The 21458-nt window shown below is 63.9% G+C and carries 17 protein-coding genes; 13 read left to right on the top strand and 4 right to left on the bottom strand.

Annotated features, from left to right (window positions below; translation table 11 throughout):
* Positions 1 to 59: 59 nt before the first annotated feature.
* The 3 genes from KMZ29_RS09470 to KMZ29_RS09460 are packed head-to-tail and all read left to right on the top strand — an operon-like array spanning position 60 to position 5163.
* Positions 60 to 3050, top strand: a complete 2991-nt coding sequence (locus tag KMZ29_RS09470) for an FAD-binding and (Fe-S)-binding domain-containing protein (protein ID WP_215623450.1) — start codon at positions 60 to 62, stop codon at positions 3048 to 3050.
* A complete protein-coding gene (locus KMZ29_RS09465; protein WP_215623449.1) occupies positions 3043 to 3471 on the top strand; it encodes a GlcG/HbpS family heme-binding protein in 429 nt (142 codons plus the stop codon). The genes KMZ29_RS09470 and KMZ29_RS09465 overlap by 8 nt, the downstream gene beginning before the upstream one ends.
* Positions 3472 to 3531: 60 nt before the next feature.
* Positions 3532 to 5163: an alkaline phosphatase family protein gene (locus KMZ29_RS09460; protein WP_215623448.1), complete on the top strand. Its 1632-nt coding sequence runs from the start codon at positions 3532 to 3534 to the stop codon at positions 5161 to 5163.
* 6 nt (positions 5164 to 5169) lie between these two features.
* Here the strand turns inward: KMZ29_RS09460 and KMZ29_RS09455 are convergent, their stop codons facing one another.
* From KMZ29_RS09455 to KMZ29_RS09440, 4 genes are all read right to left on the bottom strand, one after another.
* Positions 5170 to 6138, bottom strand: a complete 969-nt coding sequence (locus KMZ29_RS09455) for a Bug family tripartite tricarboxylate transporter substrate binding protein (protein WP_215623447.1) — start codon at positions 6136 to 6138, stop codon at positions 5170 to 5172.
* Positions 6139 to 6526: 388 nt separating this feature from the next.
* Positions 6527 to 8041 (bottom strand): IS1182 family transposase, encoded by a 1515-nt coding sequence (locus KMZ29_RS09450; protein WP_215620168.1) that lies wholly within the window; start codon positions 8039 to 8041, stop codon positions 6527 to 6529.
* Positions 8042 to 8134: 93 nt separating this feature from the next.
* Positions 8135 to 8917, bottom strand: a complete 783-nt coding sequence (locus KMZ29_RS09445; RefSeq protein WP_215623446.1) for an enoyl-CoA hydratase/isomerase family protein — start codon at positions 8915 to 8917, stop codon at positions 8135 to 8137.
* Between the two features lie 72 nt (positions 8918 to 8989).
* Positions 8990 to 11098, bottom strand: a complete 2109-nt coding sequence (locus tag KMZ29_RS09440) for a molybdopterin-containing oxidoreductase family protein (protein WP_215623445.1) — start codon at positions 11096 to 11098, stop codon at positions 8990 to 8992.
* A gap of 315 nt (positions 11099 to 11413) precedes the next feature.
* On the opposite strand from KMZ29_RS09440, the gene KMZ29_RS09435 reads away from it, so the two are divergent.
* From KMZ29_RS09435 to KMZ29_RS09390, 10 genes are all read left to right on the top strand, one after another.
* Complete coding sequence (locus KMZ29_RS09435; RefSeq protein ID WP_215624205.1) at positions 11414 to 12394, top strand: Bug family tripartite tricarboxylate transporter substrate binding protein; 981 nt, start codon at positions 11414 to 11416, stop codon at positions 12392 to 12394.
* Positions 12395 to 12406: 12 nt separating this feature from the next.
* The gene (locus KMZ29_RS09430; RefSeq protein ID WP_215623444.1) at positions 12407 to 12877 is read left to right on the top strand and encodes a (2Fe-2S)-binding protein; all 471 of its coding nucleotides are present in this window, start codon (positions 12407 to 12409) and stop codon (positions 12875 to 12877) included.
* Complete coding sequence (locus KMZ29_RS09425) at positions 12874 to 15012, top strand: xanthine dehydrogenase family protein molybdopterin-binding subunit (RefSeq protein ID WP_215623443.1); 2139 nt, start codon at positions 12874 to 12876, stop codon at positions 15010 to 15012. The genes KMZ29_RS09430 and KMZ29_RS09425 overlap by 4 nt, the downstream gene beginning before the upstream one ends.
* A complete protein-coding gene (locus KMZ29_RS09420; protein WP_215623442.1) occupies positions 15009 to 15716 on the top strand; it encodes a molybdate ABC transporter substrate-binding protein in 708 nt (235 codons plus the stop codon). Before KMZ29_RS09425 ends, KMZ29_RS09420 begins: the two co-directional genes overlap by 4 nt.
* 43 nt (positions 15717 to 15759) lie before the next feature.
* Positions 15760 to 16536 (top strand): cyclase family protein, encoded by a 777-nt coding sequence (locus tag KMZ29_RS09415; protein WP_215623441.1) that lies wholly within the window; start codon positions 15760 to 15762, stop codon positions 16534 to 16536.
* 152 nt (positions 16537 to 16688) lie between these two features.
* Positions 16689 to 17999 carry an ABC transporter substrate-binding protein gene (locus KMZ29_RS09410; protein WP_215623440.1) on the top strand — a complete coding sequence of 437 codons (1311 nt, stop codon included), beginning with the start codon at positions 16689 to 16691 and terminating at the stop codon, positions 17997 to 17999.
* A 146-nt stretch (positions 18000 to 18145) separates the two neighbouring features.
* Positions 18146 to 19042: a branched-chain amino acid ABC transporter permease gene (locus KMZ29_RS09405; RefSeq protein WP_215623439.1), complete on the top strand. Its 897-nt coding sequence runs from the start codon at positions 18146 to 18148 to the stop codon at positions 19040 to 19042.
* On the top strand, positions 19042 to 20034 hold the full coding sequence (locus KMZ29_RS09400) for a branched-chain amino acid ABC transporter permease (protein WP_215623438.1): 993 nt from the start codon (positions 19042 to 19044) through the stop codon (positions 20032 to 20034). Before KMZ29_RS09405 ends, KMZ29_RS09400 begins: the two co-directional genes overlap by 1 nt.
* Complete coding sequence (locus KMZ29_RS09395) at positions 20031 to 20780, top strand: ABC transporter ATP-binding protein (RefSeq protein ID WP_215623437.1); 750 nt, start codon at positions 20031 to 20033, stop codon at positions 20778 to 20780. The genes KMZ29_RS09400 and KMZ29_RS09395 overlap by 4 nt, the downstream gene beginning before the upstream one ends.
* Positions 20777 to 21442, top strand: coding sequence for an ATP-binding cassette domain-containing protein (locus tag KMZ29_RS09390; RefSeq protein ID WP_215623436.1), 666 nt, complete (start codon positions 20777 to 20779; stop codon positions 21440 to 21442). The genes KMZ29_RS09395 and KMZ29_RS09390 overlap by 4 nt, the downstream gene beginning before the upstream one ends.
* Positions 21443 to 21458: the final 16 nt, after the last annotated feature.

The following is a 21458-nucleotide window of genomic DNA, read 5'->3' as shown; positions in this document are numbered from 1 at the left end:
TATTCCTTGCAAAGGCAGGACCCGAATGCAAGACATGGAAACATCACGAGATTGGACCGATGGCGGCGACGCAGACCGATAAGTCTGGAAATTCGGCTGAAAACAGCGCCCTTGCGGCGCGCCTGACCCGCGAGATTACCGGGGACGTATTTTTCGACCCGTTCAACCGCGGCCGCTATGCCACCGACGCCTCGTTTTACCAGCTCATGCCGACAGGGGTCGTGATCCCCCGGACCATGGACGAAGCGCTGCGGGCGCTCGCGATTGTCCGCGACGACGGGCGGGTCGTGACGCCGCGCGGCGGCGGCACCTCGCAATGCGGCCAGACCGTCAGTCACGGCATCGTCATCGACTTCTCCAAACACCTGAACCGCATCGTCTCGCTCGACGTCGAGAACCGCTCTTGCGTGGTCGAGCCGGGCATCGTGCTCGACGATCTCAACCGGCAGCTCAGGAAGCATGGGTTGTGGTTCCCGGTCGATGTCTCCACCGCCTCGCGCGCCACCATCGGCGGCATGGCCGGCAACAATTCCTGCGGCGGCCGTTCGCTGCGCTACGGCACCATGCGCGACAACACGCTGGCGATGGACGCGGCGCTGGCCGACGGCAAGCTGCTGCATTTCGGCGAGGTCAATTCAGGCGACAACGGCCCCGATCTGTTTCGCGACATGCTCGATCTCGGCGCGCGCGAGGCCGCCGAGATCACCGATAAATTTCCGAAAGTGCAGCGCCGCGTCGGCGGCTATAATCTCGATGCGCTGGTGCCGCGCAATGCACCCAACAACCTGGCGCATCTGCTGGTCGGCTCGGAAGGCACGCTGGCCTTCACCACCCAGATCGAGCTCAAGCTGTGGCCGGTGATCCGCAACAAGGTGCTCGGCGTCTGCCATTTCGGCAGTTTCTACGAGGCGATGAACGCCGCTCAGCATCTGGTGAAACTGCGCCCGATCGCGGTCGAGCTGGTCGACCGCACCATGCTGGCGTTGGGCCGCGAGATCGCGATGTTCCAGCCGATCATCGGCACCGCGGTGCGCGGCGATCCCGATGCGGTGCTGATCGTCGAGTTTGCCGAGGAGGACCAGGCCGAGAATATCAGGCGCCTGAAACAACTCGGCGAGCTGATGGGCGACCTCGGCTTCGGCTGGAACAACCCGCAGCGCAAATGGGGCGGCGTGGTCGAGATCACGGAGCCCGCGCTGCAAACAGGCATCGCCGAATTCCGCGCCGCCGGCCTCAACGTCATGATGTCGATGAAGCAGGAGGGCAAGCCCGTCTCCTTTGTCGAGGATTGCGCGGTGCCGCTGCCGCACCTCGCCGACTATACCGCCCGGCTCAACGAGATCTTCGCCAGGCACGGCACCCGCGGCACCATGTATGCGCATGCCTCCGAAGGCTGCCTGCATGTGCGCCCGGTACTCAATTTGAAGCTGGAGAAGGACGTCGCGGCGATGCGCGCCATCGCCGAAGAAACTTTTGCGATGGTGCGCGAATACAAGGGCTCGCATTCCGGCGAACACGGCGACGGCCTGGTGCGCTCGGAATTCCACGAGGCGATGTTCGGCCCGCGCATCATCGCCGACTTCCGCGAGGTCAAGCACCGCTTCGATCCGGACAATGTGCTCAATCCCGGCAAGATCGTCGATGCGCCCAAGATGGACGATCGCACGTTGTTTCGCTATCCGCCGGACTACCACGTGCCTGAGCTGAAGACGGCGCTGGACTGGTCCGCTTATCCCGGTGCCGGCGGCGGTTTCCAGGGCGCGGTCGAGATGTGCAACAACAACGGCGCCTGCCGCAAGCTCGAGGGCGGCGTGATGTGCCCGTCCTATCGCGCCACCCGCAACGAGAAGGACGTCACGCGCGGGCGCGCCAACACGCTGCGGCTGGCGATCTCCGGCCAGTTGGGTCCGGATGCGCTCGCCTCCGACGAGATGATGGACACGATGAAGCTCTGCGTGTCCTGCAAGGCCTGCCGTCACGAATGCCCCACCGGCGTGGACATGGCCAGGATGAAGATCGAGGTGCTGGCGGCACGCGCAGCCCGGCAAGGGCTTTCGTTGCGCGACCGGCTGGTGGGCTATCTCCCGCGCTACGCCGCGCTGGCCTCGCGCTTCGCCCCGCTCGCCAATCTTCGCAACAACAGTCCCCTGTTGCGAAAGCAGTTCGAGAAATTCGCCGGCATCAGCGCGCGGCGCGCCCTGCCAGAATGGCGGCGCGACATGTTCCGGTCCGATGCCGAGGCGGTCGGCCCGGCCGATGGCCGCGAAGTCGTATTGTTCGCCGATACCTTCAACCGCGCCTATGAGCGCGAAAACCTCGACGCCGCGCTGCGGGTGCTGGTCGCGGGCGGATACCGCGTCCACATTCCGAAACCCGTTGATGACGGCCGGCCGCTGTGCTGCGGGCGGACGTTCCTCTCGGCCGGGCTGATCGATCAGGCCCGCGCCGAACTGGACCGGCTGGTTGCGACCTATGCGCCGTTCACCGCGCGCGGCGTGCCGATCATCGGTCTTGAGCCGAGCTGCCTCTTGACCCTGCGCGACGAACTGCTGTCGCTGCGATCCGACGACACCGCCAGGAGCATCAGCACACATGCGCTGCTGTTCGAGGAATTCCTGGTGCGCGAGGCCGAGGCCGGCCGGCTGCAACTGCCGCTCGGACCGGTCGCCGCGAGGACGATCGTGCACGGCCACTGCCACCAGAAATCATTCGGCGCGTTCAAGCCGGTCGAGCAGGTGCTTCGGCTGGTTCCCGACCTCAATGTCGAGATCATCGAATCCAGTTGCTGCGGCATGGCCGGCGCGTTCGGCTACGGCGCCGAGACCTACCAGGCCTCGATGGAGATGGCCGAGCTGTCGCTGCTGCCCGCCGTCAGGCGCGCCGACGCCGCAACGCTTGTTGTCGCCGACGGCACCTCGTGCCGGCACCAGATCAAGGACGGCGCCGGGCGCGGCGCCCTGCATGTCGCGCGCGTGCTGGCGATGAGCCTCGACAACGCGCGCTCCACCCCCTATTCCTCGCCGATCACAAAGGATCCGATCCATGGCTGAACTGACCCTCGACGTTGCCCGCAAGATTCTCGACGTCGCGCTTGCCAAGGGCGTCGAGAAGAAACTGAAGCCGCTGGTCGTGACCGTTCTCGATGCGCGCGGTTGCGTCAAAATCTCCGCGGCGCAGGATGGCACCAGCCTGCTGCGCAGCGAGGTCGCCCATGGCAAGGCCTACGGCGCACTGGCGATGGGCATGGGGTCGCGGGCGCTATTCCAGCGCGCGCAGGAGCAGGCATATTTCATCAGCGCGGTGAATACGATGGCGCAGGGCCGCTTGATCCCGGTGCCCGGCGGCGTGCTGATCCAGGACGGCAGTACCCTGCTCGGCGCAGTCGGCGTCAGCGGCGACACCTCCGACAATGACGAGATCTGCGCGGTCGCGGGCATCGAGGCCGCCGGCTTGAAAGCCAACGCGGGATAGTTGACCGTCGTCGGGGTCACCCTGCTGGAAGCCCTCCGCCATCACCGAAGTACACAAGCCATGTCACGTCCCAAGAACGTTCTCTGGATCATGTGCGACCAGCTTCGCTATGATTACCTGGGTTGCACCGGGCATCCCACTCTGAAGACGCCGAATATCGATGCGATGGCCAAACGCGGCGTGCGGTTCTCGAACGCCTATGTGCAGTCGCCGATCTGCGGTCCCTCGCGGATGTCGTTCTATACCGGCCGCTACATGCGCTCGCACGGCTCGCACTGGAACGGCTGGCCGCTGCGCGTCGGCGAGCCGACGCTCGGCGATCACCTGAAGAAAATCGGGGTGCGCAACGTGCTGGTCGGCAAGACCCACATGACGCCCGACCTCGAAGGACTGAAGATGCTGGGGATCGCGCCGGACTCGATCATCGGCGTGCACGTGGCCGAATGCGGCTTCGAGCCCTATGAGCGCGACGACGGCCTGCATCCGACCGGCCGGCCTCGCCCGAAATACGACGCATATTTGCGCGAGCGCGGCTATGAGGCGCCCAACCCGTGGGAGCACTGGGCCAATTCCGGCGCGGACGACGACGGGAGCTTGCAGAACGGCTGGCTGCTGGTGCACGCCGACAAGGCGGCCCGCGTCGCGGAGGAGGATTCCGAAACGCCTTACATGACGCGGCGCGCGATGGATTTCATCACCGAGGCGGAAGCGGACGGGCGCCCGTGGTGCATGCATCTGTCCTACATCAAGCCGCATTGGCCCTACATTGCGCCGGAGCCCTATGCCAGCATGTATGGGCCCGGCGACGTGCTGCCGGCGGTGCGCTCAGAGCAGGAAAAGCAATCCGCGCATCCGGTGTTCGCCGCCTACATGGACATGCGCTACTCCCGCAACATGTCGCGCGACGAGGCACGGGAAAAAGTCATTCCGACCTATATGGGCCTGATCAAGCAGATCGACGACCAGATGGGCGTGCTGATGCAATTCCTCGAAGCACGCGGCCTGCTCGACACCACCATGATCGTATTCACCTCCGACCACGGCGATTATCTCGGCGATCACTGGATGGGCGAGAAGGACCTGTTCCACGATGCTTCCGCGAAAATCCCGCTGATCGTGATCGATCCGTCCACCGCGGCCGACGCCACGCGAGGCACGGTGTGCGATGCGCTGATCGAGGCGATCGACCTGGCGCCGACCTTCATCGACTATTTCGGCAGCAAGCCGCCGGATCATATTCTGGAAGGCCGTTCCCTGATGCCGCTGCTGCGCGGCGAGCGGCCGCCGGATTGGCGCAAAGTGGTCTTCTCGGAATATGACTACTGCATGCAGGATGTCCGGCTGAAGCTGAACCAGCCGATCGAACAGTGCCGGCTGTTCATGGTGTTCGACGGCCGCTGGAAATATGTCCACGCCTCCGGCTTCCGGCCGATGCTGTACGACCTCCAGGACGATCCGCAGGAATTGACCGACCGCGGCGAAGATCCGTCCTGCGCCGGCGTGATCGCCCGGCTGCAGTCGGCGCTGTTCGAATGGGCGCTGCACCCCAAGGGCCACATCACCACCAGCACTGAGAAGATCGCTGCCTATGCGGAGAAACAGCTCCAGGTCAGGAACGGCATCCTGATCGGAATCTGGGACGAAGCGGAACTGTCGGCGATCCGGAAGAAGATCGGCGTCCCGCCCGCCTGAAATTCCTCAGTTCGTGATCTTGTAGCCCGAAGTCTTGACGATCGGTTGCCAGAACGCGGTGTTGGCGGCGAGTTCCTGGGTGAGGCCTTCAGGCGTGGTCCCGACCGGAATCAGGCCGATCGCCAGCAGCTTGTCCCGCGCCTCGGGCTTGGCGAGCGCGGTGGCCACCGCCTCGCTCAACTTCTTGGCAAAGACAGGCGAACTTCCGGCCGGCAGCCACATCCCGTACCAGGCGTCTGCGACCAGCTCGATGCCGTTCTCCTTCAGCGTCGGCACTTCGGGCAGGAACGGCGAACGCGCAGCGCTGCTCACCGCCAGAATCCTGACGCCGCCGGCGCGATGCTGCGGGATCGCGTCGGCGATGGTGGTGACGCCGAACGGCAGATGGCCGCCGATCAGGTCGTTGATGATCGGCGCGCTGCCGCGATAGGGCACGCGGGTCATTTTCATGCCGAGTGCTTCTTCCAGCTTCAGTCCCGTGAAATGCGGAATGGTGCCGTTGCTCGGCACGCCATAGGTGGCCTTCTCCGGGTTGGCCTTGAGCCAGGCCACCAGTTGCTTGAAGTCCTTGGCACCGATCGTCGGGCTCGCGACGACGCCGAACTCGAAGCGTACGAGCTGCGAGACCGGCACGAAATCCTTCGCCGTATTGAAACTCGGCACCGTCTCCACCATCGGCAGCAGGTACATGGTCGGACCGGTGGTCACCAGGATCGTGCTGCCATCGGGGTTGGCGTTCATCACCGACTTGATTCCGATCAGGCCGTCGCCGCCGGTGCGGTTCTCGACAATGACGTTGCGATCGAGCAGCGGGGCGATGTGCTGCGCCACGATCCGGCAAAGCGCGTCGCCGCCGCCGCCGGCCGCGAAGGGAAAGACGATCCTGGTCAGCGGCCCCGACTGGGCGAACGCATCGCCCGCTCTGGCTGACAACGCCAGACCGGCGCACCCGGCCATGAAATTACGGCGATCCATGTTTCCCCTCCCCGGCAGGCGATTTTGCCACTACAGCAGACTAGACTACTCACCGGCCTTTGGCCAAATTGAACTCGGCGCAAGGTGCGATCGCTCAACGGGTGCAAACGGCCTGCTGCGCGCGAGCCACCGCTCGCCAGCCACGCTTCCCGGCCGCAAGGCCGGCGCGGTTCCAGCTCCCAAGCAAAAATATCGAAAACAACCCCATGCAAAGTAAAAAGGGGTCGCCGGGATGGATCCTTTGCCCGCGAAAAACATTTTGACACGTCGAGGCTGGGCAAGAATGCTGATTATGAGGCTGGGGTGGCGCGGAAAGGACTGACTGCGAGCCACAGCAGGATTCTAGTCCGGAAGGGCCGCAAAGCAAGCTGAAGGGCGCGCAGAGTGCTTATAGGAAGGTTTTCGCGGGCAATGGCGCCTTTTCAAGGTACGCGACGAAGCGGTCGAAGCCGAGAATGTTGAGCACGCGAGTGAAATTGTAGCAGAGGGCCATCAGGCTCCATTCGCCACGGACCTTGTCGAAGCCGCGCACGAGAAAGTGCTGATACCCGGCGCGGCATTTGAGCGTTCCAAAGGGATGCTCGACGATGGCGGAACGGCGGCGCATCAATTTTTTGGCCTCCTCACTTTCCATCCTCGCGCGGTGACGTTCGAGAACATCCTCGTGTTCCCAGCGAGCGATGCTCCGGTAAGGTGCCTTCGGGGCGAGACACTGCGCTCTCAGAGGACAGGCTGCGCAGGCCGCCTTGCGCCCCAGGTAGCGGATCTCGACGCGGCCGCTCGCATTCTTCCAGCGCCCTTCCGTTGGACGCAGCAGTTCTCCGGTCGGGCAACGGTAGACGTCGGCGCTCGCATCGTAGCGGAAATCCTTGCGGCTAAAGCGACCCTCCTCGAGCTTGCCATTGCCCTCATGCATCGGCACATAGGCTTTGATGCCGTCATCCTCGCAGGCCTTCAGGTCCTCGCTATTGTAATAGCCGGTATCGGCCGCCACCCGCAGGGTCTCCACATCGAGAACCTCTTTTGCCGCGTTTGCCATCTCATGAAGGTGGCCTGCATCGCTGCGATTGACGACCTCGCTGGTAACAATGAGCATGTGCTTGTCGTCGACAACGCTCTGCACGTTGTAGCCCGCAATGGTCTGATCGCCCTTGCTCAGAAGCCTCGCGTCGGGATCGGTCTTCGAGAGTTGCCCCTTGTTGCTTGTCTCCAAGTCCTTGAGGTCGGCTTGCGCGCGTTCGCGCCGGGCCATCAGCTCCTTCACCTTCTCGCCGACGTCGCCACTACCACCCTTGCCGTCGCCCCGCGAACCGTCGCTTCGCTGCTTGGCCTCTTCCGCATCATTGGCTTCGAGAGCCTTGCCATAGGCCTCGATCTCCTTGTCCAAGGCGGCGATCTGTTTGGTCAGCCTCCTTTGCGTGAAGATGCTTCCCTTGCTGGCGTTGCCGTGGAACAAGGCGCCGTCGAGCGCAACAAGGCTCCCTCCGATCAGATCGAGTTCGCGAAGCAGCAGCACGAAACTGCGGTTCGCGGCCTTCAGCGCTGCCCAGTTCTCCTTGCGGAAGTTGGCGATCGTCCGATAGCCCGGCCTCAGGTTCTTCAACAGCCAGATCAGCTCCAGATTGCGACCTGCTTCCCGTTCCAGCCGGCGCGATGATCTGACTTGGTTGATGTAGCCGTACAGATACAGCTTCAACAGATCGGCCGGATCGTACGGTGGCTGCCCCATCTCGTCCGCCCCGCGCGCCGCATGGAGGAAACCGAGCTTTGCAAGGTCGAGGGCACACACAAAGCTCTCGATCGCCCGCACCGGGTTGTTCGGCCCGACATAATCCTCAATCCGTGGAGGAAGCAGGCTGGTCTGATCCCGGCTCGCGCCGGTCTTGAATGTGCGATTCGTCATGAACCGAATCGTACATCAACTCCTCAAAATGCCGAGTTCTTGCTCAGCCTCGACGGGCAAATCACCGGCACTATTCCAGCATCGCAACTCCCCCTACTTCCCCGGCCAGGACGGCTTGCGCTTTTCGCCGAACGCCTTGAGCCCCTCTTTGGCGTCCTCGGTCATCGCCAGCAGCGCGATCTGGCTTTCGGTATAGGCGATGCTTTCGTCGAACGACATCGAGGCGATCGCGCGCATGGCGTACTTGCCGCGCCGGATCGCGGTCGGCGACTTGTCGGTGATGCGGCCGATCAGCCAGTCAACCTTGGCGTCGAGCTCGGTTGCCGGCACCACGTAGTTCAGAAGCCCGGCAGCCTGCGCAGTGTGCGCGTCGAAGGGCTCGCCGGTCAGCGCCCACTCGTTGACGAGGCGGCGCGGCGCGATCGACTGCAACAGTGCCATCACCTGCATCGGGAACACGCCGACCTTCACCTCGGGCAATCCGAAAATCACGTTGTCTGCGGCGACCGCCATGTCGGTCATGCACAACAGGCCCATGCCGCCGGCCATGCAGACGCCGCCAACCCGCGCAATCGCCGGCTTGGTGGCGTTCTGCGACAGCCGCAAGAGATCGGCGTAATCGACGTTGGGCCGGGAAAAATCCATCGCAAAGGCGGCGCCGCTGTTCTGCAGGTCGGCGCCGGCGCAAAACGCCTTGTCGCCCGCGCCGGTCAGGACGATGACGCGGACGTCCTTGTCGTCATGCGCTTCGCGATAGCCCCTGGCGATGCCGGCGATCACGTCGCCATTGAGGGCGTTGCGCTTGTCGGGCCGGTTGATGGTGATCCAGAACGCCTGTCCACGCTTCTCGCGTATCACGCTGGTATTGTCGGTCATTGTCCCACTCGCCTGTTTCGCTTATGTGCGCACAAACATTTGCGGCAGTATAGCGGTGGACTGCAAGCGAGATCAGCTCTTGCGCGCAGTGGCTGGCGCCGCCTTCTTTACCCAGACCTTGTTGTCGTGGAACGCCGCGCCGCCGACCGGCGCCACCGCTTCGGCGCCGGTCAGCATATTGATGCCGCGGCCGCCGATATGGGCCTTGTTGGGCTGGATCGATTCCGCGATCAGCACGCCGCGGCGCAGGCCGTCGAACAGTTTCGCCGTCAGCGTGGTCTCGCCACGCGTATTGCCGAGCGTGACGGCGTCGCCGTCGGATATCCCGAGCGCAGCCGCATCCTGTGGGTGGATCATCACCGAGGGCGCGCCTTCGCGCGCGATTGACGACGGGGTTTCGTTGAAGCTGGTATTGAGGAAGCTGCGCGACGGACTGGTGGCAAGCCGGAACGGATGCGCCGCATCCGCCTCCTCGATGATGGTCCAGTGGTCCGGCAGCGACGGCATCCGCTGCCACGGCCCCATACCCTTGATGCCGAACGGAGGATTCGCCCAGTCCGCCTTGAAATGGAACTTGCCATCCTTGTGCGCGAAACCATCGAGGTAATGGGAGGTGCGGAAATCCGGCTGCAGATCGCGCCACAGTTCGGCCTCCAGCGTCGCGATGTCGCCATGGCCGCTCTTTTTCAGCGTAGCGTCGATCAATTCGCGCGCCGTCATGTCGAAGGCGGGATGCACCGCGTTGAGACGCCGGCCGAGCCCCTGCAACACCTCATGGTTGGAGCGGCATTCGCCGGGCGGATCGATCAGCTTGGCGCCGACCGAAATATGCTGGTGGCCGCCGCCGTAATAGAGATCGTCGTGCTCCATGAACATCGTCGCCGGCAGCACGATGTCGGCCATAGCGGCAGTCTCGGTCATGAACTGCTCGTGTACCGCCATGAACAGGTCTTCGCGCGCAAAACCCTGCCACACCAGCGCCTGCTCCGGCGCCACCGTCATCGGATTGGTGTTCTGGATCAGCATCGCCTTGACCGGCGGGCCATTGTGAAGCGCTTCGGGATCGCCGGTCAGGATGCGCCCGATCTTGGACTGGTCGAGCACCCGCGTGGAGTGGTCGATGGCGTCGTGCCCTTCGATGATGGATTCATTGAACTTCCAGATCGCGTAGTTATTGAAGAATGCGCCGCCGCCCTCGTACTGCCAGGCGCCGGTCACGGCTGGAATGCACAGCGCCGCGTGCATCTGCGCAGCACCATTGCGGCTGCGGGTGAAACCGTATCCGAGACGGAAAAAGGTACGCTTGGTCTGCCCGACGGCGCGGGCAAAGGCCTCGATCTCCTTAACCGGCACACCGCAGATCGACGACGCCCATTCCGGCGTGCGGGTCTCAAGATGCGCCTCGAGCTCGCCAGGGCAATCGGTGTAACGCACCAGATAGTCGCGGTCGGCATAGCCTTCGCGAAACAGCACATGCATGACGCCGCAGGCAAAGGCGCCGTCGGTGCCAGGCCGCAGGATGATCTTGATGTCGGCCTGCTTCATGGTGTCGTTGTTGTAGATGTCGATCGCCGCGATCTTGGCGCCGCGCTCCTTGCGGGCGCGCATCGCGTGCGTCATCACATTGACCTGGGTGTTGACGGGATTGGTGCCCCAGATCACGATCAGGTCGGAGACGCCCATCTCGCGCGGATCGACGCCGGCGATCTTGCCGGTGCCGATGGCAAATCCGACGCGGGCGACATTGGCGCAGATCGTCGAATAATAGCGGGAATACTTCTTCACATGGGCCAGGCGGTTGATGCCGTCGCGCATCACCAGCCCCATGGTGCCGGCGTAGTAATAGGGCCAGACAGATTGGGCGCCGAATTCGCGCTCGGCCGCGTTGAAGCGATCGGCGATCTCGTCCAGCGCCTCGTCCCACGAAATCCGCGCGAACTGGCCGGAACCCTTCGGTCCGGTGCGGCGCAGCGGATGCGTCAGCCGCTCGGCATGATGGATGCGCTCGGCGTAACGCGCGACCTTGGCGCAGACGACGCCGGCGGTGTAGGTCTGCAGCTTGGAGCCGCGCACCCGGCCGATCGAGGAACCATCGATCACCTCGACATCGAGCGCGCAGGCCGATGGGCAGTCGTGCGGACAGGTGGAATGCCGGATGTCGATTCTGGTCTGCTGGTTCATGCCCCGATTGCTAGCATCAAAAATCGGGAGCGCCGAGCGCATTTATCCGGCAAGCGCCAGCCAAAACCGCGCGTGGGCTATGCATTCCGCGCCGAGATAGGCCCCGCCATTGAGGTGGATTGCCTGACCGCTGATACGGATGTTTCATGGGTTCATTCTATCCGCCGGTTCGGGATGACGTCCGTACACCGGACCTGCTCTTTTATTCCTGGAGCGCATATTGAGTCTATTGCGGGAAGCTCATTGCCATTGCCGTCAGGCCTGATCAGATTAGACTTGGCCAACACAGAACAAGATCGATTTCGGGAGGTTGAAATGACGGGCCGAAAATATGCGCTCGCGCTGGCGGCAGCTCTACTCGCGACCCCTGCTCTTGTTGCGACCCAATGCGTGGCGCAGGATTATCCGGCGCGACCGGTCAAGATCATCGTTCCCTTCGGTCCCGGCGGCCCCGCCGACGTAACGGCGCGCCAGATCGGCAGCATCCTGCAGGAGAATTTCGGCCAGCCTTTCGTGGTCGAGAACCGCACTGGCGCCGGCGGGGTGATCGGCACCGTTGAAGCCGTCAAGTCGCCGCCCGACGGCTATACGCTGTTGATGATGTCGAACACCCAGACCGCGAACGAATCGCTGGTGCCGACCCGCAAATATGAACTGATGCGCGATCTCGCACCGATCGCGCCGGTCAATTCCTCCGACCTCGTGATCGTGGTGCATCCGCAAGTTCCGGCCAAGACGCTGGCCGAATTCATCGCGCTCGCCAAGTCGCAGCCGGGAAAGCTGAACTACGCTTCGTCCGGCCAGGGCACGCCGTACCACATGGCCGGTGAGTTATTCAAAGCCATGGCCGGTATCGATGTCGTGCACGTGCCTTATCGCAACAGCGGCGAAGCGCGCAGCGGCGTGATCGGCGGACAGGTGCAGATGATGATCGACGCGGTCCCGGCGATGGCCCCAAATGTCGCTGGAAACCAGGTCCGCGCGCTCGCCACGACGGGCAAGTCAAGATCGAGCGTGCTGGCTAATCTGCCGACAGCCTCCGAGACCGGTGTCCCCGGCTATGAGGCGACGATCTGGCTCGGATTGATGGCGCCCGCGGGCACGCCGAGGCCGATCATCGACAAACTGAATGCCGCCGTGAACGCCGCTATCAAGCGGCCGGATATCGTCAAGCTCTGGGCCCAGCAGGGCGCGGTGGCGATGTCGATGAGCCCCGAAGAGTTCGACAAATATCTGCGCGGCGATATCGTAAGATGGGCCGAGGTCGTCAAGAAATTCAACGATAAGCCGAAATAGGTCTGGCCCACGATGCCGAGCGTTCGATTTAGCCTCAACGGCGTCGAGACCAATATCGACGCCGATCCCGATTGCAGCCTGCTCAACATCCTGCGCGCGACACTCGGCATGACCGGTCCGCACTTCGGCTGCGGCACCAATGAATGCGGCGCCTGCAACGTCATGGTCGGCGATCGCGCGCTGGCCGCATGCGACACGCCGCTGTGGTCGGTCGCGGGCAAGGACATCACCACCCTGGAAGGGTTGGGAAGCACGGAAGCGCCGCATCCGCTGCAGCGCGCCTTCATCGCCGAACAGGCGCTGCAGTGCGGTTATTGCGTCCCGGGCATCCTGATGAGTGCCGCCGCGCTGCTCAAGCGAAACCCGGCCCCCACCAGCGACGACGTGAAGGCCGCGCTCGATCGTAATCTTTGCCGCTGCGGGTCGCATAACCGAATGGTGCGGGCGGTGCTGCGCGCGGCGGCTGAGATAGAACCTCGATGACGGCCCCGCCCTCCTCCGCGCCGAAGTTGCCGGTCAGCCTCGCGGCGAACCCCAGGCTGTCGTCATGGGTCCGGTTCACGCCGGAAGGCCAGGTAACGGTCTCGCCGGGAAAGGTCGAGATCGGACAAGGCATCGTGACCGCGCTGGCCCAGATCGCCGCCGACGAACTCGATATCGATATAGGGCGCGTACGGATGATCCGCGCGTCGACGGCAGGCAGTCCCAATGAAGGGGTCACCTCAGGTAGTCTTTCCGTGCAGCAGTCCGGCCGCGCGATCCGGCACGGCTGCGCTGAGATCCGGCAGATCTTCCTCGCCGCCGCGTCGGATCGCCTTGGCGTCGGCATCGACACGCTCGCGATCGAGGACGGCACCATCTCCGGGCCCGGCAATGTCAGGACCAGCTACTGGGAACTCGCCGAAAACGTCTCGCTGGATCGCGACGCGACGCCAGGCATCGCGCCGAAATCATCGAGCCAGCGCATGCTGGCCGGACATTCGGTTCAGCGGCTGGATATCCCCGACAAGGTTTTTGCGCATCCCCGCTTCATTCACGATGCCGCGCTGCCCGGGATGCTGCATGGCCGGGTGCTGCGACCGGAAATGTCGGCGGCAAAGCTCGTCGAGCTGAAAGAGGACGGCGCGCGCGACGTCGCCGGCCTCCTCGCCATCGTCCGCGACGGCAACTTTGCGGGTGTGGTCTGTGAGACCGAGAATGGCGCGGAGGCCGCCCTCAAGTCGTTGCGCAAGGGTGCCACATGGTCGTCAGGCGAGCCGCTACCCGATGAAGACAAGTTGGCTTCATTCCTGAAATCCCAGCCATCGGAACTGACGGTGATCGACACCAGGACGGCGGCAAAAAGCGCTGCAGCAGCGCGCACGATCCGGCGGCAGTATACCCGCCCCTATATCGCGCATGGCTCGATCGCTCCGTCCTGCGCCATGGCGCAATGGACCGGGGTCGACCGCGTCCACGTCTGGAGCCACAGCCAGGGGGTCTATTTTCTGCGCACCGATCTCGCGCTCGTCCTCAAACTGCCGCCTGAGAATATCACCGTCGAACATATGGAGGGCGCCGGCTGCTACGGCCATAACGCCGCCGACGATGTCGCGCTTGATGCAGTCCTGCTGGCGAAAGCAGCCGGTGGCAAGCCGGTCCGCGTGCAGTGGTCGCGCGAAGACGAGATGTCGCATGCACCGTTTGGTGCTGCGATGGCGATCGAGATCGAGGCCGACCTCGACGCGCAGGGCGAGATCGTCGGTTGGCGTCACAGTGTCTGGAGCGCCGGTCACACCGCGCGGCCGGGGCGGGCGGCGCAGCCGGCGCTGCTCGCGGCAACTGAACTGACAAATCCGTTCCCGCGCATGATCTCGACCAATCCCCCATCAGTCAATGGCGGCGGCGCCGATCGCAACGCCGTGCCGCTCTACGACTTCCCGTCGTGGCGGATCGAATGCCACCGCCTGACCACCATGCCGATCCGAACCTCTGCGCTGCGTACGCTCGGTGCGCAGGGCAACGTGTTCGCGATCGAATGCTTTCTCGATGAAGTGGCCTTCGAACGCGGCGAGGATCCGGTCGCCTTCCGGCTGCGCCATTTGTCGGACGAGCGGGCAAAGGCTGTCATCCGCGCCGTCGCGAAGCGCGCGAACTGGAAGCCTGCCAGGAAAGCAGGCACCGGCTACGGCCTCGGCTTCGCACGCTACAAGAACGCCGGCGCCTATTGCGCCGTGGTTGCCGAGATCGAAGGCGCCGAAGATATCCGCGTCAGGCGACTGACGATTGCGGCCGATGTCGGCGAAGCCATCAATCCCGACGGCGCGATCAATCAGATCGAAGGTGGCGCGATCCAGGCCACCAGCTGGGTCTTGAAAGAGCGCGTCCGCTTCGACCGGCAGCGTATCACCAGCACCACATGGGGGTCATATCCGATCCTTCGCTTCAGCGAAGTGCCGGATGTGCAGGTCGAGCTGATCCAGCGGCCCGACAGCGAGCCGCTCGGCGCCGGCGAAGCGGCACATGGCCCGGTCACGGCGGCTATTGCCAACGCCGTATTCGATGCGCTGGAATTGCGCGTTCGAAACCTGCCGATCACCCGCGACAGCCTGATCGCAGCGACGGAAATGACGTCATGAACGCCTTGAACATCTTGAGCGGCGGCGCGGCGCAGGGCCTGGTCGCGAGCCTTGCGCCGAAGTTCAAGGCGCAGACCGGCCTCGACATCGCGGGCGAGTTTGGCGCGGTAGGCGCCATGGCCGACAAACTGCGTCAGGGCATGCCGGCCGACATCGTCATTCTGACATCGGCCATCATCACCAAACTAGCGCAGGAGAATTGGCTGGTCCCCGCCTCGATATCCGACATCGGTCTGGTCGAAACCGCGATCGGCGTACGGTCCGGCGATCCCTTGGTCGCGGTCAATGACGCCACAGGCTTGCGCGCCGCGCTGCTTGCAGCGGATGCGATCTTCGTTCCAGATACCAAGGCATCGACGGCTGGGATTCACGTTGCGAAAGTGCTACGGCAGCTCGGCATTGCCGACGAGGTGGCCTCCCGGCTCAGGATTTTTCCGAACGGCGCAACCGCGATGCGCCATCTGGCTCTATCCGACGCCGCGAGGCCGATCGGCTGCACGCAATCGACCGAGATCATCAGCACGAAGGGCGTCACCCTGTCGGGGGTGCTGCCCAAAGGCTGCGACCTCGCGACCATGTATACGGCGGCGGTAGCCATGCGGGCCGCTGCGGCACTACAAGCGCAACACCTGATCGATCTACTGACGGGGGACGATGCGCGCGGGTTGCGTATCGAAGCAGGTTTTCTTGACGTCCGGAACTAACGACGCGACAATTCGGACAACAAGAACACCGAAAGGAAGCGCCATGGCGCGAAGGCTGATCGACATTTCCGTGCCGCTGCAGAACGACGTGCCGGCCGATCCTCCGGGAGGACACCCCACCATCCAGTACATCGATCACCAGCAGGGGCTGCCGCGGATGCTGCAGTTTTTCGACGGGCTAAAGGCCGAGGACCTTCCGGATGGGCAGGGCTGGGCGGTCGAGCAAGTACAGCTCTCCACCCATAACGGCACCCATCTCGATGCGCCCTGGCACTTTCACCCGACCATGAACCGCGGCGAGCGCTCATGGACCATCGATGAGGTGCCACTGGAGTGGTGCCTGCAGCCCGGCGTGAAGCTCGACTTCCGTCATTTGCCGGACGGCTATGTCGCAACCGCAAAGGACGTCGAAAACGAGCTGAAGCGCATCGGCCACACGCTGTCGCCGCTGGAGATCGTCGTGGTCAATACCAGCGCCGGCGCCAAATACGGCAGGCCGGACTACGTCACTTCCGGCTGCGGCATGGGCTATGAAGCGACGATGTACCTGCTCGAGCGCGGGGTGCGGCTGACCGGCATCGACGGCTGGAGCTGGGATGCGCCGTTCATCTTTACCGCGAAGAAATACGCCGAAACCAAAGACGCCAGCCTGATCTGGGAAGGCCACAAGGCCGGACGGCACATCGGCTACTGTCATCTCGAAAAGCTGCACAATCTGGAGCAATTGCCGTCAACCGGTTTCACCGTGTCGTGCTTTCCGGTCAAGATCGAGCGCGCCTCGGCGGGCTGGACCCGGGCGGTGGCGATCCTCGACGGCTAGATGCCGCACCCGAAAAATGTTTCAACCGGAGGCATCCATAGACGCGCCGGAAAAGCCCGCCTAAACTCACGGCCATAACCGCCGACGCCGGGGACAACCGGCGCGGTCGAACGGGCGGCTTCAACCGCCGGCAATAAAAATGGGAGAGAATCATGGACCAATTTTCGCGGATTCACCGTGCTGCCACACTGCTGACTGCTGTTACCGCAACGGCGCTTGCCCTGACGGCGCCGGCGTCCGCGCAAGAAACCTTCAAGCTCGGCATTGTGACGTTCCTGTCCGGGCCCGCCGCCGACAGCTTCGGCGTGCCGGCCCGCAATGGCGGCCAGTTCGTCATCGACCAGTTGAACAAGGGCGCCGCCCCCGCTCCTTACCAGAAGGTCGGCTTCGGCGGCATGAAGATCGAGCCCGTGATCATCGACGAGAACGGCGGCGCCACCAAGCAGGTCCAGGAACTGCGCAACCTCTATCAGCGCGACAATGTCGATGCCGTGCTCGGCTATATCAGCTCGGGCGATTGCCTTGCAGTCGCGCCGATCGCTGAAGAGCTGAAAAAGTTGCTGGTGCTGATGGACTGCGGCACGCCACGCATTTTCGAGGAAGCGAAATACAATTATGTGTTCCGCACCGCGTCGCACGCCACCATGGATAATGTCGGCCTCGTCAGGTACATGAAGGCGAAAAACGTCAAGATGGACACGCTGTCGGCCATCAACCAGGATTACGCCTGGGGCCAGGACAGCCGGGCCGACTTCGTCGCCGCAGCCCAACAACTTTATCCCAACGTCAAGCTCGCGACCGACCTGTTGCCGAAGTTCGGTGCAGGCCAGTACGGCACCGAAATCTCCGCACTGGTTGGTGCAGGCTCCGACGTGGTCTATTCGAGCCTGTGGGGCGGCGATCTGCAGGCTTTCGTGCTGCAGTCCGCTCCCCGCGGTCTGCCCAAGCGCAGCCAGCTGGTGTTCAGCGCCGCCGACCACGTGCTGCCGCCGCTCGGCGACAAGATGCCTGACGGCACCATTATCGGCGCGCGCGGCGCCTACGGCCTGATGTCGCAGAAGTCGCCGCTGAACGACTGGCTGTTCAAGGGTTACGAGGCCGCGAATGGCGTCTATCCGGTGCAGGCGGCCTACCGCATCACGCAGTCTATCCTCGGACTGAAGGCGGCTGTCGAGAAGGCCATGGCCAAGAACGGCGGCAAGAAACCTTCGTCCGATGAACTGGTCGCGGCGATGACCGGGCTGGAATGGCAATCGCCGGGCGGGCTCATCCAGATGAAGCTTGCCGACGGCCATCAGGCGATCCAGTCGATCGCGTTCAGCCGCACCAAGTACAATCCGGACCTGAAGCGGGTCGATCTGGTCGATGTCCTCTACTTCCCCGCCGAATGCGTCAATCCGCCTCCGGGCGTCAAGTCGCTCGACTGGATCAAGGGCGGCATGCAAGGCGCCAAGTGCAACTGACGGCCGTCAGCATCTGAATGGGGGTTGAGGCGGCGCGAGTGTGAACCTCGCGCCGCCCCCTCCTCCCGCCTTGCGGCGTCCGATCCGCGTTGTCGCCGTTTCCTCAGCTTACCAGCCCCCCCCAACGTCCGGTACGAAACACGCAAATGAACTTCTTTCTGACGATCGTGGTCGATGGGCTGATTCAGGCGTCATGGCTCTTTATCGTTGCCCTCGGGATGACGCTGGTATTCGGCGTGTTGAAGATTCTCAACATCGCCCATGGCAGCTTCTACGCGCTCGGCGCCTATATCGCGGCGACCGCGGTGACCATGGTGGCGGCGCACAGCCTTCCGCCCAGCGTCGGCTTTGTCGCGATGCTGGTCTCCGTTGCCCTGATCGCCTCCGCAGTCGGCTTTCTGCTCGAGCGCGGCCTCCTCAAAATGTTCTACGGCCGCGACGAAGTGGTGCTGCTGCTGGTAACCTATGCGGTGTTTCTCATCCTCGAGGACGTCACCAAGCTGATCTGGGGCGTGAACCCGATCTACGCGACGCAGCCCTATGAGCTGTTCGGCAATGTCGCCTTCGCCGGTCTGTACTACGTCGGCTACGACTTGGTGCTGATACCGATTTCTGCTGCAATCGGGCTTGCTGTCTGGTACGGCCTCAATCGCACCGTCACCGGCAAGATCGTGCTGGCCGTGATCCACAATGAGGAAATGAGCGTCAGCATGGGCGTGAAGGTAAACCGGGTGTACGCCGTCGCCTTTGCCTTCGGCGTGCTGCTCGCAGCGCTCGCCGGCGCGCTGACCGCACCCAAAATCTCGATGCAGCCGGGCCTCAGCTCGGATGTCATCATCCTGAGTTTTGCCATCGTGGTGATCGGCGGGTTGGGCAGCGTCGAGGGCGCCGCGGTCGGCGCGGTCCTGGTCGGACTGGCGCGCGCGGCGTCGGTGCATCTGATGCCGCAGGCGGAGCTGTTCATGATCTACCTGATCATGACCGGGGTGCTGATGTTCCGTCCTGAGGGCCTGTTCACGCGCGAAACGGCGAGGCGGATCTGATGAAGCAAGGTCTGCCCCCCCTGACCATGATTGCGCTGGTGGCGGCCGTGACGCTATTCGGCCGCGTGCTTCCGACATGGACGCTGTCACTCGCGACCATCGCCGCCTCCAACGCCCTGATCGCGCTCGGCATCGTGGTGCTGGCGCGCACCGGCAACGTCTCCTTCGGCCAGGGCCTGTTCTTTGCCGCCGGCGGTTATGGCGTGGCGCTGATCGCCAACGCCTGGGGCCTAACCGATGCGGCGGCGCAGGTCATCATCGGCGCCGTCTGCGGCGGCCTGCTCGGGCTGGTGATCGGCCCCCTGATTGCCCGCTACAGCGGCATCTTCTTCGGCATGCTGACGCTGGCGCTGTCGATGGTGCTCTACGGCGCGCTGGTCAAAACCACCGCGCTCGGCGGCTCCGACGGATTCAACGTCGGCCGGCCGAGCCTGTTCGGCATGGTGTTCACCGACACCCGCGAGGCGGATTTCATGCTGTATGCCGTCTCGGTGGTCACCACCGGCTTCGCCGGCATCGCAGCAACGATCCTGTTCCGGTCCGAACTGGGGCTTGCCAGCCTCGCGGTTCGCGAAAACAATCTGCGCGTCGAGTATCTGGGCATTTCGGCCAACCGGGTCATCACCATCAACTTCGTCATTGCGGCCGTGTTCGCCGGCGCCAGCGGCGCTTTTGCCTTGATGGCGCAACGACACATCGATCCGCAATTCGCCTACTGGACCACATCGGGTGAATTCGTGTTCGTGGCGGTGCTGGCGGGATATCAGAGCGTAGCCGCGGTGTTCGTGGCTTCGATGGCGCTGGAGCTGGTTCGCTCGTTCTCGAACCTGTATCTGCCCAATACCTGGCAGCTCGTGCTCGGCGTATTCCTGCTCGGCGTCATCCTGTTTCTGCCCCGCGGTATCGGCTCGCTCTGGGTCGGGAACAGGCGGCAAAAGCGCCGCGCAACGGCCGCAACGTCGGTCGCAACCGAGGAAGGGGCGACGTCATGATCCCTGTCCTCTCCGTGCGCGCGGTCGAAAAGCGCTTTGGCGCGGTGGTCGCCGCCGACGCTCTGAGCCTTGATATCCCGGCCGGCCAGCGGGTCAGCCTGATCGGCGCCAACGGCGCCGGCAAGACGACCTTCGTCAACATGGTCACCGGCTATCTCAAACCCGATTCCGGCTCTATTGCGATCGAGGGATTGGACATTGGTAGGCGCTCGCCACGGAACGTGGCGCGGCTCGGCATTTCCCGCTCCTTCCAGATTCCGCAATTGTTCATCGAGCTCACGGCGGCCGAAAACCTGGCGGTGGCGGTCTCCGGCGTCGGCGCGCATTCGCTGTCGTTCTTTTCGCCCGCGGAGGCGCACGGCCGCCACGACAAGGCGCTCGAATTGCTCGGGCGGTTCGGACTTGCCAAGATGGCCGACCGGCCGATCTCGGAACTTGCGGGCGGCGTACGCAAGCTGGTCGACATCGCCATGGCGCTGGTGCGCCGGCCGAAACTGCTGCTGCTGGACGAGCCGACCTCCGGCGTGTCGGCGGAGGAGAAATTCGCCACCATGGACCGCGTGATTCATGCCGTCGCGCCGGATGCCGCGACCATCGTCTTCGTCGAACACGACATGGAGATCGTCAGCCGCTATGCCGATCGCGTGGTGGCGTTTTACCAGGGCCGCATTCTCGCCGATGGCGATCCGCAAGACGTGTTGAAGGATCCGGAAGTGCGCCGCTACGTCACCGGAGGCTCGCAATGAACGCGGCGGGGCCCCTGCTCGAGATCGACCATCTGGTCGTCGAGATCCAGTCTATGCCGGCGCTGCGCGGCTTCTCGATGAAGGTGACGCGGGGCGCCATGGTCAGCCTGGTCGGCCGCAATGGCGCCGGCAAGACCACGCTGATGCGCTCCATCATGGGTCACCTCAAGCCGGCACAAGGCACCGTGCGGTTCGAAGGCGCCGATCTGGCCGCACGTCCGCGCCACGCCCGTGCCGCCCTCGGGATCGGCTACATGCCGGAGGATCGCTGCCTGGTGCCGCAACTCACTGTCGAGGAGAACATCCTGCTGCCGCTGTGGGTCGCCGAGCACCTCGACCGCAACGCGCGGCTAGACTTCGTCTACGAGGTAATCGGCGAACTCACGGAGATGCGCCATCGCAAGGCGCTGCTGCTGAGCGGCGGCCAGCAGAAGCTGGTGGCGCTTGGCCGCGCGCTCGCTATCGGCACCAAATGCCTGCTGCTCGACGAGCCGTTCGAGGGAATAGCGCCGGCCCTTTCCGAGCGGCTGTCCGAAGTGCTGGCTTCGCTCAGGGGCAAGGACCTCACGCTTCTGATGTCGCAATCCGATATGAACCATTCGCGCGGGCTGATCGACGTCGAATTCACGATCGAGCGCGGCGCCAACCTCGCGACGGCATAGCCCGCGCCATCATCCC

It is taken from the genome of Bradyrhizobium sediminis, assembly GCF_018736085.1.
Lineage (GTDB): Bacteria > Pseudomonadota > Alphaproteobacteria > Rhizobiales > Xanthobacteraceae > Bradyrhizobium > Bradyrhizobium sediminis.
This window is presented reverse-complemented; position numbering and strand designations above follow the sequence as displayed.